Origin of the sequence: Bartonella grahamii ATCC 700132, from assembly GCF_000518085.1 — a bacterium.
Lineage (GTDB): Bacteria > Pseudomonadota > Alphaproteobacteria > Rhizobiales > Rhizobiaceae > Bartonella > Bartonella grahamii.
Genome location: NZ_JACX01000008.1, coordinates 42,717 through 57,877 on the forward strand (window position 1 = coordinate 42,717; position 15,161 = coordinate 57,877).

The following is a 15,161-nucleotide window of genomic DNA, read 5'->3' on the forward strand; positions in this document are numbered from 1 at the left end:
ATAATCTGTTCGTTTTTTACAGTAGCCTATTTTTTTCATAGTATAATAAAATAGAGAGAACAAAATAGATGAGAATATGCGTTTTATGCTTGACTTTTTTTTCTGTAAACAAATGTTTATAGGAATGTTTAAGGGATAATTATGAAAAAAAGTGCAAGTTTAGATGCAATGATTGTGCTGCTAAATGCGGTCGCAGAAATAAACCATTTACGTGTTCTTACGCTCTTGCGTCATGAAGATTTAACAATTTCTGATTTTATTTTTATTCTTGATCAGTCGCAAGCGTGTATATCACGATATTTACGTTTGTTGTACGAAGCACGATTGATTGAGCGTTATCAGAAGGGAGATAGCCTTTATTTTAAGCTTTGTCATGATTTTTGGGGTAAAAACATTGTGATGGGTGTTCTTTCGGCTTTGCCAAAGCATGATATGTTGTTAGCGCATGATTTAGAACGTTTGAAGGATGTTAAAAAGCAGCGTCAAAAAACGAGGAAGAAGCATTTTTTACAAAATACGTTGCAATGGGATGTATTACGGTCATCCTATATGGCAGATCATGGTGTGGAAAACGCTTTACTTGAAATCATTGGCGATAAACCATTTCAAACGATGCTGAATATTGGAATAGGTGGAGACTCTGTCTTAAAATTGTTTTCTAATCTTTATACGGATGCGGTTGAAGTTGTGCTTGATAGCAATGTTTTTCACTTGTCTGTTGGAGATACAACTTTTGATTTAGTTATTCTTCATTGGGTTTTACATTTTCTTGAAAATCCTGAAATGTTTCTTCATGAGATATCAAGTGTTTTGCGTCCTCATGGACGTTTATTGATTGTGGATTTTGGTTATCATGAAATTGAGTCTTCATATTCTGATCAAGCACATATACGTTTTGGATTTTCGGCTTTACAAATAGAACAATGGCTTAAAAATACGGGACTTGTTCCAGAACAAACGGTTTGTCTTACTCCTATACAAAATGAAAACAGTGAGAAGGGTATGGTTACGCTTTGGCTTGCTCGTGATCCGCGTTTATTAGTTGACGATATCAAAGATAAACAAGTCGATTTTGCATAAATCGCGTTTGTTAACCTGCTTTATTCTCTGATTTTTCTTAAGGAATAGCGTAGAGATAAAACTTTATTCAATCATTGATAATCTATTGTTTTTTACATTTGTATTATGTTTTTATATGAGAGTATTGGTGTTTTACAGGGGCTTGGTGGCTATGTACTGTGTAATGAAAGCACCTTCTATAGAGTTAAGCCTATGAGGATCGTTATTTAAGGTGTCTTGATATCATATTTGTTTTATTAGCCAATATATTGATTTTTTAGACTTCAATGAGAGGCTCGAATATAGGAATATTTTTTCATTTCAAATTTCCTGTTTCAGAATCCAAAAGAGTCTGTTTGTCTGTTACAAGAGAAGATATTTATCTAAATAATACCGTTTGTAAAAGGAAATACATATTTCTAAATATGAGAGCGGCGGCGATATGATGTAGTAGCGCACAATATAATATAGTGATGACTCATACCTTCATAAATGTCAAAAATGGTGGTACCCAATAGATCTTACGATGTCTCTTTAAAACAGGTGCTTAGATAAGAAGTACCTTGGAATTTTTAGTGAGGGGTGCAAAAAGATGCCCTAAAAAGACGAAGGGGTAAAAGGGTAAGACAATGCATGATTTTCATTATTTAAAACACAGCGTTATGAGCGTGTTTGAAAGTCGTAAAGGCAAATGAAAGGGATGGTAAAGATGGCAATAGGTTTTTATCTTTGGGCTTTTATGTTTCATTCAAAATAAATGATGGTTTTTTTAATATTACTCAAACAGACGTAAATATTTTTACTCTAATTGGGCATATAAAAGCTGGGACTGTTTACATGGTTCTCATTTGCTCTAGTCTTTACCTCAAGCATATTGCCATGTTAGGAGCAGGTGTTGATTTACAAGTAATAGCAAACGTAAAAGCTTGGTAGATGACGCCATAAAATTACTCATAAATTAGTAATGGATTGGAGTGATATTCTGAATTTTAAAAACATTTTGTACAACAATGGTTATAATAGCGTATCTGACTTTACGTTTATTTCTTCTTACAAGCATTCATATATGGCGTTCGTCTATGTGTTTTTCATTATATTCATAAAAATAAGATTGACGATAATCTATGGATAGTCCGTGGCTGAAAGTAGAAAAGAAAAGCGTAATATTACACTAAAGTTTCGTATCTCTTTATCATGAGAAGTATGAAGGTTATTAAAAAGGTTATTAAATAAGTCCATTTTTCTTGCCAAAAGTGATTTTTTCTTTTTATGCTTACCGCTCATTTTATGACGCAGCCCGTTAGTATAGCGTAAAATTGATAGGGCATCATCGTTTTATGTTTTTTATCCATATGCTTTTTCTTGTTTGTGATGTGCCATAGTATGGCTATTCATTGATTCAATGGACGAAGATTTAAAATAAGGGAATCTTACGTTCTTGAGATCTCTCATGTAAGTTGTAAAATGATGAGTTATGATTGTAAATCAATGCATTATTTACGTTAGAAGAACAGACTATAACAATTTTTGAGCATAGAAACTACTGTGTGTATTATTTTACGGGATCATTTAAATGATAGAGATTAAGAGAAACTGTCTGCATTGATCTCGGTTTATTATGTTAAAATGCGTTAGAGCCTGTTGGTTATTGTAAAATAGTTTATCGTTATTTGAAATGATTATAGGACGTGATTCGAAACAAATATCTTCAGAGTTCTCATTTTTTCATAAAATTAAGCTGTTTAAATTCTTCATTGATTGTTACATGAGAGATGCGACAATATTTTAATAATCATTTACAAAATTTTTTATGAAGATAGATAAGATTTTATTTCTCTAAATTTATTGTTTTCTTGCAAGAAGATGTTTTTCATTTTTTACGGTTATTTATGTAAGATTTTAAAAATCTACATTTTTCTTTTTGTGGTGATTGCTGTTGGAAAAGTGATTCTACTTTTACATAGTTTGATTTTTATAGGGTGGATACGTAGAAATTACGGTTTTTTTAATTATGATCATCAGAATTATGAAAGAAACTATTTAAAAGTTATAATGATCGTAGATTCTAATTGATGCTTCTTGAAATAAAATTGCTTCAAATTGGGTCATTTTAAACTTTTTTTGCCTAAATTTAAACATTTTTAAACAATTTATAACTCTTTTATGTTTTTTTGCGTAGAAGATGATAAGAATTTCTTGTTGTTTAAAGAATTTTATTCCATAGCAAGAATATTGCATCGGCTATCTTAGTGGTTGATGTGAGAGGACGATCGGGGAACCTCCTCCCCCCCCCCCGCGTGGATCCCCTAGATTGTCTGGCCTGACTGAGGATTTCCTCAGTCAGGCTTTTTATAATTGTTTTAGGGGATGTTGTAGCGTGTTATTAGGGGGAAGTGTAAGATCTGTTATTGTTTCGCCTATACTACCTAAATACATGGGGGGCAGGTCTTGTTGGGCAGATAGTGTTAGCGTATTCATTTTCAATAATTTGATTTTTCTTTATTGAGGCATCGTTGAATGCTATAAGGAGAATCATAAAAGGAATCTATGTTTGTGTTCTGTGATCTTTAGGTAAGAGATAATGGAATCTTTTTCGCGTCGTATTGTTTTTATTTTATTTGTATTTTTTATTTTTGGCGCTGTATTTTTTGCTTCTCAAAGTAGTGCTGTTTATCAGTTTTTTTCCGGTCGCTCTTCTTTTTCTTCTCAGAAGCTTGATGTAACAGAGGAGGAGTTGTTAGAGAGATTGTCTGTATCTTTTCCAGATATTATCAAGCATCTTTCTAAGATGAGTCCTCAACAGCAAGAGTTGTTTATTGCGCAGCTGCGTCGTGATGTAATTGCGCTTGCTTTTAAAAGTGGTCAGAGTCGTGAGCAGGCTCACAAATCTGGTGAAACTGTTGCTATGGCTCTTTCAAAAGCGATTTCTCGTCCTTCCATTGCTAATGCTTATTTTTAGCTGTTTTTTTAATCGCGCTTTTGGATTTTATTTTAAGCAGCAAGAGCTTTTCATGAATTGTTGAAAAGTCCGAGGAGATAATCAATTTGTAAGATAATTAGCAAAGTTTATCTTACTCAAAAGATAGGCAATCGGAGTATAAGGATAATGTTGCAATCATTGCAGGAGTGAAAGCAAGTCTGTCAAGGGTATTGGTCAAGTTAATTGCATTATCAATCGCTACAATGACAAAAGCAGTATTGACTATAATAAAACACGTTAATCGCATTTTATATGCCAGTTGTTTTTTTATTTGATATGGGTAAATAAAAAAATTTTAAGGGATTTAGGCTTCCTTTGTTCTACGGATTTTAGGATATTTGTTCATTTGTATGATTTCTGAAAATGAGGTGCAAGGCTGATAAGGTGATAGTTTGTGACAAAGAAAAAAATATTTGAATGAAGATGAGGGTTTATTTTTATTTAAAGGGCTTTGGGGGTATTGAGTTTTCTAACATTTTTCAAAAAACAGACAAAAGTAATTGTTAAGCTTTGTTGTAGGGACAAAGACGGATATAGTTTTTTTAGCATATTGTTTTATAATGATAATTTGTCATTTTCATATTGAGTGAGAATCTTAAGAATTGTAAAATTCTCTCGTTTTAAATTTATTCATGGTGAAAAAATCAAAATTAGTTTCTTGTGCACTACAAGTGAGAGGCTTGTGTGGATAAAAGCTCTTTCAAAAGAAGAAGTAAAAAGCTTCTTTGAGGCATCTTGAGAGCTAAAAGTCTGTTGCAATCTTTTGAATTAGTAAAGAGTATGATGGTTTTAGTATATTTATGAATTTTTTATGCGCAATGATGGGAGTGGGGATTTTTTTATGATTTGTTGGGGTTTTATCGGACATAAAGAGTGCTGTGGGTGTTTATTAACCAGAGAGAAGTGTTGATAACAGTTTATATTTTTTGTGAAACTTTTTTGATATTGAGGATCTTCGGTAAAAAGATGTTCTTGTCTCTCTTTAAGATGCTATTTTTTTAATATAAAAATTGAGTGATACAATAGTGATAGCAGAAATTTACAGATTATATCATTTTATTTAATACGCTATAAGATTAATTATAGTCTCTTTATTTTTTTTATTTTATGATATAGATAAATCTATAATTTGTGCATAAAGAGATTTTCTTTTGTTGCAGAATTTTATCTTGAAATTGTCTTACTCTTTCCTTTTTCAAGCCGTTCTTTTGCTTTCTTTTTTTGTACAATACATTTGCAAATTATTTGCAGCTAGAATTTGAGAATGTTTGAGTGAAGAGAGAGAAAATGCAATTTTTGAAAATCTTGTTAAATACAGCGTGTGCTGTATTTTTTGTAATTGATATAAGTTGGACTCATAGTGTCTTAAATGTTGCGGAATCAGGAGAAGCTTCAGTAATTGTTGCTTCTAAGATTTCTGATCGTCCTTATGAGTTTCTTATTCAGAAACTTGCGAATAAATATAATGTTCCCGTTAATTTAGCACATGCTGTTGTAAAAGTTGAAAGTAATTATAAGGCAGGTATAAAGGGGGCTGCTGGCGAAATAGGTTTGATGCAAATTAAACCCTCTACGGCACGAGGGTTGGGCTTTAGTGGTTCTGTACAGGATTTGTACGATCCTGCGACCAACCTTGAATATGGTATGCGTTATTTGGCACGGGCGTATAAACTCAGTGGTGGAAGTACGTGTGGTACAATCCTTAAATATAACGCAGGTCATGCTGCAAAAAAAATGAATTCCATTTCGGCGAAATATTGCGCAAAAGTGAAAACTTATCTGGCTTCATTAAAATAAAAACATCTTTTTAGACAGGTTTGTTGTAAAATATTTTAAGAGGCTATTTTCACGGAGCAGAAAATGTTTTATAAATTAATGCGTCAGTCGGCTGGGCAGCCGCGCTTGTCTAATGCTAAAATGCGGCAGGTGAGGAAAGTCCGGGCTCCATGGAAAGACGGTGCCGGGTAACACCCGGCGGGGGTGACCCTAGGGAAAGTGCCACAGAAAGTAAACCGCCTATTTTTATAGGTAAGGGTGAAAGGGTGGAGTAAGAGCCCACCGCGCATTCAGTAATGAATGTGGCAAGGTAAACCCCACCGGGAGCAAGACCAAATAGAAATGACGTGCAAAATTTAATTTGCAGCCGATTTCCGGGCGAGTCATTCGGGTAGGTTGCACGAGGCGGATGGTAACATCCGTCCCAGATGAATGGTTGCCATGTAAAGTGTAAGCTTTACTCTACAGAACCCGGCTTATAGGCCGACTGATATTTCATGATGATACGCGATATTTTATAAGATCGATTATATGATCTTTTATGGAGTCTATGTGTTTGAAATGGACACTTGAGCAAAGAGTATTTTAAAAAATTATAACATTTCTTTAAGTATAATGCGTTAGGATCTGTCTTGGGATAACTTTAGTTTTTTCGTTCATTGTGATTAATATGAAAGTTGAAGGCTAGGTTACTCTAAAATCAGTTGCTATGAGAGAGCTGTTGATTTGAGACAGCATAACTTCAAGACGGATTATTTTGATAAAGCAGGATCAAAGAGCTGAACGCCATATTCCAGTGTTGTTGCAGCCAGTTTTGGCTGGGCTTATGCCATTGGTTGGAGCAAAAGTGATTGATGGCACCTTTGGTGCTGGTGGTTACACGTGCGCTTTGTTAAAGGCAGGGGCGGAGGTGATCGCTCTTGATCGTGATCCTCATGCTATTAGTGCGGGACAATCGCTTGTTGAAGAATTTTTTCCACGACTTCGTTTGGTGCAAATGGAATTTTCACAGTTGGATCGCGTTGTTGAAGAGAAGGTAGACGCTGTTATTTTGGATATTGGTGTCTCTTCAATGCAGCTTGATGAAGCTGAAAGGGGATTTTCTTTTCAAAAAGATGGTCCATTAGATATGCGAATGGCTCAGACTGGTTTTACTGCTGGGGATGTTGTAAATCACTTAAAAGCAAGGGATTTGGCACGTATCTTTAAGATATTAGGAGAAGAGCGTTATGCGGGGCGAATTGCACGGATGATTGAAAAGCGTCGTGTTGTTCAGCCTTTTTTGCGTACAGGTGATTTGGCGTATGCTATCGAAGCGTTGATAGGACGTAAGCCGGGAGATCGTATTCATCCTGCAACACGTGTATTTCAGGCTCTTCGCATTTATGTTAATGATGAAATTGGTGAACTTGCACGTGGCTTATTTGCTGCTGAACGCATTTTGAAACCGGGTGGTCGTTTGGGTGTTGTCAGTTTTCATTCTCTTGAAGATCGTATGGTCAAAAGATTTTTTTCTTTTCGTTCAGGAGAGTGTATGAGATCACGCTATCTTCCTGAAATAAAAACGGCTCCAGCAACATTTTTCCCTTTGTTTAAAGGGGGGATAACTGCAAGTGAAGAGGAGTTACAGCAAAATCCTCGTTCACGTTCTGCGCGGTTGCGTATTGGTGTACGAACTGAAGCAGAGGCTCTTGCAGCAGATATGAAATTATTTGGTTTAGCAGAGATTGCCAGTTTTGAAGGCGGCAAGAAATGACAGTTTTTCGTACATTTGATATGATCTTAGTGATGATTATGATTTGTATGGCAGGTCTTACTTATAAAGTAAAATATGATGTTCAAAAACGAATGAACGAAGTTCGTCATCTTGAGCATGAAATTGCTGCAGCAAAAAATACGGTAAGTTTGCTTCGTGCTGAGTGGGCTGTGATGATAAGGCCTTCACGCATGCAAAAACTTGCAAAACGTTATCAAAAAGAACTTGAGTTAGAGGTTATACAGCCGCGTCAAATCGTGGCGTTTAAAGATATTCCGGTACGGATACATGATCAAATTGAAGAAGTGATTAAACAAAATATCTTGGAAGATAATCAGGATATTTTGACAAATAATCGGGCTTCTCAGATAAATGGTGTTGTCCAAAAAGGCGCGCAGTAATGAAATCGACTTTTTTATTCTCACAGAAGAAAAAGCACTTAAAGAATTCGTTGAATAATCATAATGTTTCTGTTCGTCGTCCTTATTCTAGTCGTCCACGTTTGCTTTTTTCGTTGTTCTGCTTTTTAATTTTATATGGCATCATGGGGGCTTGCCTTATTTCTTACGGGTTGGAAGGTGGACAGATTGAAGAAGCAAAGGGGCCAGGAGTTCTTCAATTGATGGCACGGCCTGATATTGTTGATCGTAATGGTCGTTTATTGGCAACAGATATTAAAACTTATTCACTTTTTGCTGAGCCACGACGTATTATTGATGTGGATGAAACAATTGAATTGCTCTCAACAGTTTTGCCTGATCTTAATTGGCAGGAAACCTATAAGCGCTTAAAAAGAAAATCTGGTTTTTCTTGGATACAGCGTGGGTTAACACCAATGCAGAAGACGCAAATTATGGCTCTTGGTATACCAGGAATTGGTTTTCGAACTGAAATTCGTCGTTTTTATCCTGATGGACCTGTAACTTCCCATATTCTCGGTATGGTGAATGTTGATAATCAGGGCATTGCAGGTATGGAAAAATATATTGATGATGCGGGGTTGAGTGCTTTACGTGCCGCTGGTCTTGCCATGGAAGAATCATTAAAACAAGTTCAACTTTCGATTGATGTGCGTGTTCAGGCAATTGTTCATGATGAACTTATTCAGGCTATGAAGCGTTATAGGGCAATTGCTGCAGGAGCTGTTATTTTAAATATACATACGGGGGAAGTTTTGGCTTTGGCATCACTACCAGATTTTGATCCTGGAAATCCTATTGAAGCTTTAAAAAGTGATCGTCTCAATCGGATGACGGCAGGAGCTTTTGAAATGGGATCGATCATTAAAAGTTTTACGACAGCCATGGCTCTTGATTCTGATATTTTTCATTTAAACAGTATTATTGATGCTTCAAAGCCAATAAAAGCAAGTAGTGGGTATACTATTCATGATTTTCATGGGAAAAATCGTCCCTTAACGTTATGGGAGGTTTTTATTTATTCCTCCAATATTGGTTCTGCTAAAGAGGCATTGGCGATAGGGATTGATAAACATCGTGGTTTTTTGCAAAAACTTGGGTTACTGGATCGTCTTACAACAGAGTTGCCTGAAGTTGCCCATCCTATTGTGCCACATCATTGGAAGGATATCCATTCTATGACGATTTCTTTTGGGCATGGTATGGCAACAACACCTTTGCAAACAGCTGTTGGGGCTGCTGCTTTAATGAATGGTGGTTGGTTAATTGCTCCGACATTTTTAAAACGTACAAAAGGACAAACGTTGCACCATGCAAAACGGGTTTTGCAGGCTAAAACAAGTCAAAATATGCGTTACCTTTATAAATTAAATAGTGATATTGGTTCTGGACGTAATGCAAAAGTCGAAGGTTATCGTGTAGGTGGTAAGACAGGAACAGCTGAAAAAGTTGAAAATGGAAAATATTCTAAAACAAAAAATTTCAATAGTTTTCTTGCTGCTTTTCCTATTGATGATCCTGTTTACGTTGTTTTAACAATTATTGATGAACCAAAGCCTGCAGAAGGACAGCGTTCAGCAACAGCGGGGATGAATGCTGGACCAATGCTTGCTAATATTGTTCGTCGCACAGCTAGTTTTCTTGGTGTAAAACCCGATTTTAAAAAAGAATATGAGCCTCTTTTAAGTAAAAAGAGCAATTCAAGTTTCGTTAAACAACGGTAAAATGAATAAAAGGTGCATCGTTATGTTGTTTGGAACAGTTTTTACAGAATGTCTTGAAGATCAGAATCTTTCTTCAATGGAAATAACAGGAATCAGTGCAGATTCTCGACAAGTCTTGCCAGGCTATGTTTTTGTCGCTGTTCAAGGAAAAAAAAGTGATGGAAGACACTATATAGATGATGCGATAAAGCGTGGTGCACGAGCAATTGTTACAGATTGTCATGCTGTTCTTGAGGATTTACCTGTTCCCATTTTACGTGTTTCTAATGTTCGTCATAGTTTAGCGTTGGCAGCTGCACGTTTTTACGGTTCTCAGCCTGAAACGGTCGTTGCTGTGACTGGTACAAGTGGTAAAACATCTGTTGTCTCTTTTATTCGGCAAATTTGGACTCATGTTGGATTTTGTGCTGCGAGTATAGGAACAGTTGGTGTTGTTTCTCCTAAACAGAATGTTTATGGTTCTCTCACAACACCTGATCCGGTTGCCTTGCACCGTCTTCTTTGTGAAATTTCTCATGAAGGTGTGACGCATGCAGCCCTTGAAGCATCTTCGCATGGGCTTGATCAAGGACGACTTGATGGAGTTCGTTTAACGGCTGGTGCCTTTACCAATTTAGGGCGAGATCACATGGATTATCACACGGGGGTAGAGGATTATTTGCGGGCTAAAATGAAGTTGTTTGATACACTTTTGCCTGTATCTGCTCCCGCTTTGATTTTTGCTGATGATGTCTATTCACAAAAGGTTATTGATGTTGTTACACAAGCGCGCCGCCGTGTCTTGACAATTGGTCGTAAGGGGCAATTTATCACGATTAATCGTGTTGAACATCAACGCTCAAAACAGTGTATTGAGTGTCGTGTGGAAAATAATATTTATACATTTGATTTGCCTTTGGCTGGAGATTTTCAGGTAGCCAATGCGCTTATGGCAGCGGGGTTAGCAATTGCAACGGGTGTTTCACCTCGTAAGGTTTTTTCTGCGCTTGAAACTTTGCAGGGGGCACCTGGGCGGTTAGAATTTGTCGGAAAGACAGAAAATAATGCGCCTGTTTATATTGATTATGCCCATAAACCAGAAGCTTTGGAGCAGGTTTTGCTTTCTGTTCGTCCCTTTACACAAGGGCGTTTGATCGTTGTTTTTGGTTGTGGAGGAGATCGTGATCAAGGAAAAAGACCTTTGATGGGAAAAATTGCGGCGGATAAAGCGGATATTGTTATTGTAACGGATGATAATCCTCGCACAGAAATGCCAGAAAAAATACGCAAGGATATTTTACAGGCAGTGCCAACAGCAATAGAGATAGCAGATCGTGGTGAGGCTATTTCTTACGCGGTGGAGCTTTTGAAAGCTGGTGATACATTAATCATTGCTGGAAAAGGTCATGAGGATGGCCAAATTATAGGGCAGACAACTTATCCTTTTTCAGATCGTCTGAAAGCGATAGAAGCTCTAGAGGACCGAAAGAAATGACAGCTTTATGGGATAAGAAAGCACTTGTTGCTGCAATTAATGGTGTTGTAATGGGAAGCATGCCAGAAACTTTTTCTGGGGTTTCCATTGATAGCCGTACTCTTGCGGAAGGTGATATTTTTTTCTGCATTAAGGGGCATCATCTTGATGGTCATGATTTTGCTGCGCAAGCTTATGAACGAGGTGCAGGCGTTCTTATCGTTGCGGAACACCGTTTGAGGGATATGAAAAAAATATCTGCTCCACTTATTGTTGTTCCTGATGTTTTGCAAGCCCTAGAAAAACTTGCACAAGCTGCACGGAAACGTTCAAGAGCTAAGATTATTGCGATAACAGGATCGGTGGGAAAAACAACGACAAAAGAAACTTTGAAACAAGCACTTGCAATGACTGGGAACGTTCATGCGAATCTTGCTTCTTTAAACAATTGCTGGGGGGTTCCACTCACTTTAGCGCGGATGCCTATAGAGAGTGATTATGGTATCTTTGAAATTGGCATGAATCATAGAGATGAAATTCGCCCTCTGGTCAAACTGGTTTGTCCGCATGTTGCTCTCATTACGCATATTTGTGCAGGACATATGGGTTTTTTCAAAAATCTTGAAGAAATAGCAAAGGCAAAAGCTGAAATTTTTGAAGGATTAGATGAGAAAGGCATTGCCATTTTAAATGCGGATAGTGATTTTTTTTCTTATCTCGTTCAAAAAGCAAAGAAATGCGGTGTAAAGAATATCTTAAGCTTTGGTGAGAGCAAAAATGCTGATTATCAAGCGCGAGATATACGTCTTCTAACTGATCGTTCTTCTATGATTGTACGTATTAGGGAACGGGATAGGGAGGTTCAAATTGGTGCTCCCGGACGCCATATTGTGCAAAATAGTTTAGGGGTTATTGCTGCTTGTGATGCTATGGGAGTTGAGTTAGAGCCTGTTCTTCTTTCTTTTCGCCATTTTTCTTCTCAAAAGGGGCGAGGTGTTCGTTATCGACTGTCTTTATCAAATGGGGGTGAATTTTATCTCATTGATGAAAGCTATAATGCAAATCCTGCTTCTATGCGTGCTGCGCTTGAGCTTCTTGCTACAGGACCAGTCGGGGAAGAGGGGCGGCGAATTGCTATTTTAGGAGATATGCTAGAGTTAGGGGAGTATAGTGAAAAGCTTCATCGTGATTTAATAAAGCCAATACGTCTTTCCGGTGCTAATCCGGTTTTTCTATTTGGTGAGGCGATGAAATCTTTAGTTAGTGATTTGTCTGCTGGTGTTAAGGTTCATTATGCTGAAAATATTGAGAAAATTTTATCTCTCCTTTTAGCAGAAATTTCTTCTGGGGATCTGCTTATGGTTAAATCATCCAATAGCCTTTGTTCATCAAATATTGTGACTGCATTGCTTGACCGCTATAAAGCGGTTTCTTCATAATTTTAAGAGGTTTTTTGTACCATGATGCTGTTTTTTTCTTCGTTTAGTGATTGGCTTCCAGGTGTGAATGTATTTCGTTATATTACTTTTCGCACGATAGCGGCTATGCTTACTTCGGGGCTCATCGTCTTTTTGTTTGGACCTAGCATCATTGCTTCTCTTAAATTGCGGCAGGGTAAGGGGCAACCGATTCGTGCGGATGGTCCTCAAACACATTTTAAAAAGGCTGGAACACCTACAATGGGTGGATTGATGATTTTAACCGGCATTGTGGTATCGGCATTTTTGTGGTGTAATTTATCGAATATTTATTTTTGGGTATCGCTATTGGTTATGCTTTCTTTTGGGGCAATTGGATTTTATGACGATTATCTTAAGGTCACAAAACAAACAGACAAAGGATTTTCTGGGAAAGCACGGTTAAGTTTGGAGTTTTGTGTTGCCGCAATTGCTGCTTTTGTCATCCTACAAATTGGCTCATCTGGATTCGCTTTGCCTTTTTTGAAAGATTATCTTATCAATTTGGGCTGGTTTTTTATTCCTTTTTCTGCTTTTGTTATTGTCGCGACGGGTAATGCGGTTAATTTGACGGATGGACTTGATGGCCTTGCTATTGTTCCTGTGATGGTTGCAGCCTTATCTTTTGCTCTGATTGCTTATCTTTCTGGTAATATGAATTTTGCTGATTATCTCCAAATCCATTATGTATCGGGAGCAGGTGAATTGGCTGTTTTACTGGGAGCTGTTGTTGGGGCAGGGCTTGGTTTTTTATGGTTTAATGCACCACCTGCAGCTATTTTTATGGGAGATACTGGTTCGTTGGCTCTTGGAGGATTATTGGGGACTGTTGCAGTCGCTACGAAGCACGAAATTGTTTTGGCTCTTATTGGTGGGCTTTTTGTTGTGGAAGCTTTTTCGGTCGTTATTCAGGTTGGTTATTTCAAATTAACAAGAAAACGAGTGTTTCTTATGGCACCGATACATCATCATTTTGAGAAAAAAGGCTGGACTGAAAGCCAAGTCGTGATACGCTTTTGGATTATTTCAATTGTTCTTGCTCTTATTGGTCTTTCAACACTTAAATTGCGGTGAGATTTTGATTTCTGTTGCGTGTTATAAAGGACAAAAAGTTGCTTTATTTGGATTAGGAAAGTCTGGACTAGCAACGGCACAAGCATTGATGCGTGGCGGTGCAGAAGTGGTGGCGTGGGATGATAGTCCTTCAAGCGTGCAGATGGCTTTCCGGCACAATATTCCAACGCGAGATCTCCGTTATGAAGATTGGTCAGAATTTGTTGCATTGATTGTAGCTCCTGGAGTTCCTTTAAATTATCCTCAACCCCATTGGGTTGTTGAAAAAGCACGAAAAAAAAATATAGAAATTATCGGTGATATTGAATTATTTGTTCGTGCGCGCCAGCATTTTTTACAGCATTATGGTTTTTGTGACCAAGATGTTCCTTTCATTGCGATTACGGGGACGAATGGAAAGTCAACCACAACGGTTTTACTTGCGCATTTGTTGGAAAAAATGGGTTATGATGTGCAGGTGGGGGGGAATATCGGAAAGGCAATATTGACGCTTAAGCCATTTGTTAAAAAACGTATCTATGTGATTGAATGTTCATCATTTCAAATTGATCTTACACCCTCTCTTCAGCCGACCATTGGACTTTTATTGAATTTAACACCTGATCATATTGATCGACATGGGAGTTTTGCCTGTTATGTGCAAACCAAAAGGCATCTGATTGCTCAGGCTTCACAGGCTTTTATTTCAGTTGATGATGCAGCTTGTAGGTTTTTATATCAACAGTTGCTTCATGAAGGGAAGAAAATTGGGGCAATTTCCAAGGATCATTTTGTTGAAAATGGTTTTTATGCAGATGGGACTAAGCTCTTTGCTGTTTATCAAGGACAGCGTCATATGCTTGCAGATCTGACGTCTATGACTGCTTTGCGCGGACGTCATAATGCGCAAAATGCCCTTATGGCATTAGCAACGTTGCAGGCTTTAAAAATAACCGATCCTTCTATGAACAAGCATTTAGCAAGTTATAAAGGGCTGGATCATCGTATGCAGCAGGTGCGTAAAATGGGGGCGGTTTTGTTTATCAATGACAGCAAGGCGACTAATGCAGATGCAACAGCTCCTGCGCTTTCCACCTTTAATGATATTTTTTGGATTGTTGGGGGACAGGCAAAAAAGGGAGGAATAGAGTCTCTTAGAAAATTTTTTCCTAAAATTCGTAAAGCCTATTTGATTGGGAGCGCGGCGGAAGAATTTGCTCGCACTATTGGATCTGCTTTTCCCTTTTCTATGAGCTTAACTTTGAAAAATGCGGTGCGTGAAGCAGCTGTTGATGCAATGGGTTGTAAGGAAAAAGAGGTGACGGTTCTTTTGTCACCTGCTTGTGCAAGTTATGACCAATTTAAAAATTATGAAATGCGAGGCGAAGAATTTGTCTCTTTTGTGATGCAGTTACAATAAAAAAATCATCAGTTATAAAAAAATATTTTGCGTTAAGACTCCAGAATCTTTTTTTGTGTAATTT

Annotated in this window: 12 protein-coding genes and 1 other RNA gene; 12 read left to right on the top strand and 1 reads right to left on the bottom strand. The window is 37.4% G+C overall.

Annotated features, from left to right (window positions below; genetic code table 11):
• Positions 1 to 141 precede the first annotated feature (141 nt).
• The 3 genes from U736_RS0104115 to U736_RS0104130 all read left to right on the top strand — a co-directional run bounded on the left by U736_RS0104115 (position 142) and on the right by U736_RS0104130 (position 4,018).
• Complete coding sequence (locus U736_RS0104115; protein ID WP_015856652.1) at positions 142 to 1,080, top strand: ArsR/SmtB family transcription factor; 939 nt, start codon at positions 142 to 144, stop codon at positions 1,078 to 1,080.
• Positions 1,081 to 1,731: 651 nt separating this feature from the next.
• Positions 1,732 to 1,992 (top strand): hypothetical protein, encoded by a 261-nt coding sequence (locus tag U736_RS0104120; RefSeq protein WP_026500339.1) that lies wholly within the window; start codon positions 1,732 to 1,734, stop codon positions 1,990 to 1,992.
• Between the two features lie 1,648 nt (positions 1,993 to 3,640).
• A complete protein-coding gene (locus U736_RS0104130) occupies positions 3,641 to 4,018 on the top strand; it encodes a hypothetical protein (RefSeq protein WP_015856651.1) in 378 nt (125 codons plus the stop codon).
• Positions 4,019 to 4,130: 112 nt separating this feature from the next.
• Here the strand turns inward: U736_RS0104130 and U736_RS12175 are convergent, their stop codons facing one another.
• Positions 4,131 to 4,286: a hypothetical protein gene (locus tag U736_RS12175; protein ID WP_114647959.1), complete on the bottom strand. Its 156-nt coding sequence runs from the start codon at positions 4,284 to 4,286 to the stop codon at positions 4,131 to 4,133.
• Between the two features lie 1,040 nt (positions 4,287 to 5,326).
• On the opposite strand from U736_RS12175, the gene U736_RS0104135 reads away from it, so the two are divergent.
• From U736_RS0104135 to murD, 9 genes are all read left to right on the top strand, one after another.
• Positions 5,327 to 5,836 carry a lytic transglycosylase domain-containing protein gene (locus U736_RS0104135; RefSeq protein ID WP_015856650.1) on the top strand — a complete coding sequence of 170 codons (510 nt, stop codon included), beginning with the start codon at positions 5,327 to 5,329 and terminating at the stop codon, positions 5,834 to 5,836.
• A gap of 83 nt (positions 5,837 to 5,919) precedes the next feature.
• An RNA gene (rnpB, locus tag U736_RS11550) (RNase P RNA component class A) lies at positions 5,920 to 6,310 on the top strand.
• 262 nt (positions 6,311 to 6,572) lie between these two features.
• Complete coding sequence (gene rsmH / locus U736_RS0104140) at positions 6,573 to 7,571, top strand: 16S rRNA (cytosine(1402)-N(4))-methyltransferase RsmH (protein WP_015856649.1); 999 nt, start codon at positions 6,573 to 6,575, stop codon at positions 7,569 to 7,571.
• Complete coding sequence (ftsL, locus tag U736_RS0104145; RefSeq protein WP_015856648.1) at positions 7,568 to 7,972, top strand: cell division protein FtsL; 405 nt, start codon at positions 7,568 to 7,570, stop codon at positions 7,970 to 7,972. The genes rsmH and ftsL overlap by 4 nt, the downstream gene beginning before the upstream one ends.
• Entirely contained in the window at positions 7,972 to 9,714 is a 1,743-nt protein-coding gene (locus tag U736_RS0104150; protein WP_015856647.1) for a peptidoglycan D,D-transpeptidase FtsI family protein, read from the top strand. Before ftsL ends, U736_RS0104150 begins: the two co-directional genes overlap by 1 nt.
• 22 nt (positions 9,715 to 9,736) lie before the next feature.
• Entirely contained in the window at positions 9,737 to 11,188 is a 1,452-nt protein-coding gene (locus tag U736_RS0104155; protein WP_015856646.1) for a UDP-N-acetylmuramoyl-L-alanyl-D-glutamate--2,6-diaminopimelate ligase, read from the top strand.
• Entirely contained in the window at positions 11,185 to 12,606 is a 1,422-nt protein-coding gene (locus U736_RS0104160) for a UDP-N-acetylmuramoyl-tripeptide--D-alanyl-D-alanine ligase (RefSeq protein ID WP_026500340.1), read from the top strand. The genes U736_RS0104155 and U736_RS0104160 overlap by 4 nt, the downstream gene beginning before the upstream one ends.
• A 21-nt stretch (positions 12,607 to 12,627) precedes the next feature.
• Positions 12,628 to 13,698: a phospho-N-acetylmuramoyl-pentapeptide-transferase gene (gene mraY / locus U736_RS0104165; RefSeq protein WP_015856644.1), complete on the top strand. Its 1,071-nt coding sequence runs from the start codon at positions 12,628 to 12,630 to the stop codon at positions 13,696 to 13,698.
• A 4-nt stretch (positions 13,699 to 13,702) separates the two neighbouring features.
• Positions 13,703 to 15,097, top strand: a complete 1,395-nt coding sequence (gene murD / locus U736_RS0104170) for a UDP-N-acetylmuramoyl-L-alanine--D-glutamate ligase (protein WP_015856643.1) — start codon at positions 13,703 to 13,705, stop codon at positions 15,095 to 15,097.
• Positions 15,098 to 15,161: the final 64 nt, after the last annotated feature.

Bases quoted from the DNA above. Each gene is read 5' to 3' on its own strand.
- mraY (WP_015856644.1), top strand. From the start codon at position 12,628: ATGATGCTGTTTTTTTCTTCGTTTAGTGATTGGCTTCCAGGTGTGAAT.
- U736_RS12175 (WP_114647959.1), bottom strand. From the start codon at position 4,286: ATGCGATTAACGTGTTTTATTATAGTCAATACTGCTTTTGTCATTGTA.
- ftsL (WP_015856648.1), top strand. From the start codon at position 7,568: ATGACAGTTTTTCGTACATTTGATATGATCTTAGTGATGATTATGATT.
- U736_RS0104130 (WP_015856651.1), top strand. From the start codon at position 3,641: ATGGAATCTTTTTCGCGTCGTATTGTTTTTATTTTATTTGTATTTTTT.
- U736_RS0104135 (WP_015856650.1), top strand. From the start codon at position 5,327: ATGCAATTTTTGAAAATCTTGTTAAATACAGCGTGTGCTGTATTTTTT.
- U736_RS0104150 (WP_015856647.1), top strand. From the start codon at position 7,972: ATGAAATCGACTTTTTTATTCTCACAGAAGAAAAAGCACTTAAAGAAT.
- U736_RS0104160 (WP_026500340.1), top strand. From the start codon at position 11,185: ATGACAGCTTTATGGGATAAGAAAGCACTTGTTGCTGCAATTAATGGT.
- U736_RS0104155 (WP_015856646.1), top strand. From the start codon at position 9,737: ATGTTGTTTGGAACAGTTTTTACAGAATGTCTTGAAGATCAGAATCTT.
- U736_RS0104115 (WP_015856652.1), top strand. From the start codon at position 142: ATGAAAAAAAGTGCAAGTTTAGATGCAATGATTGTGCTGCTAAATGCG.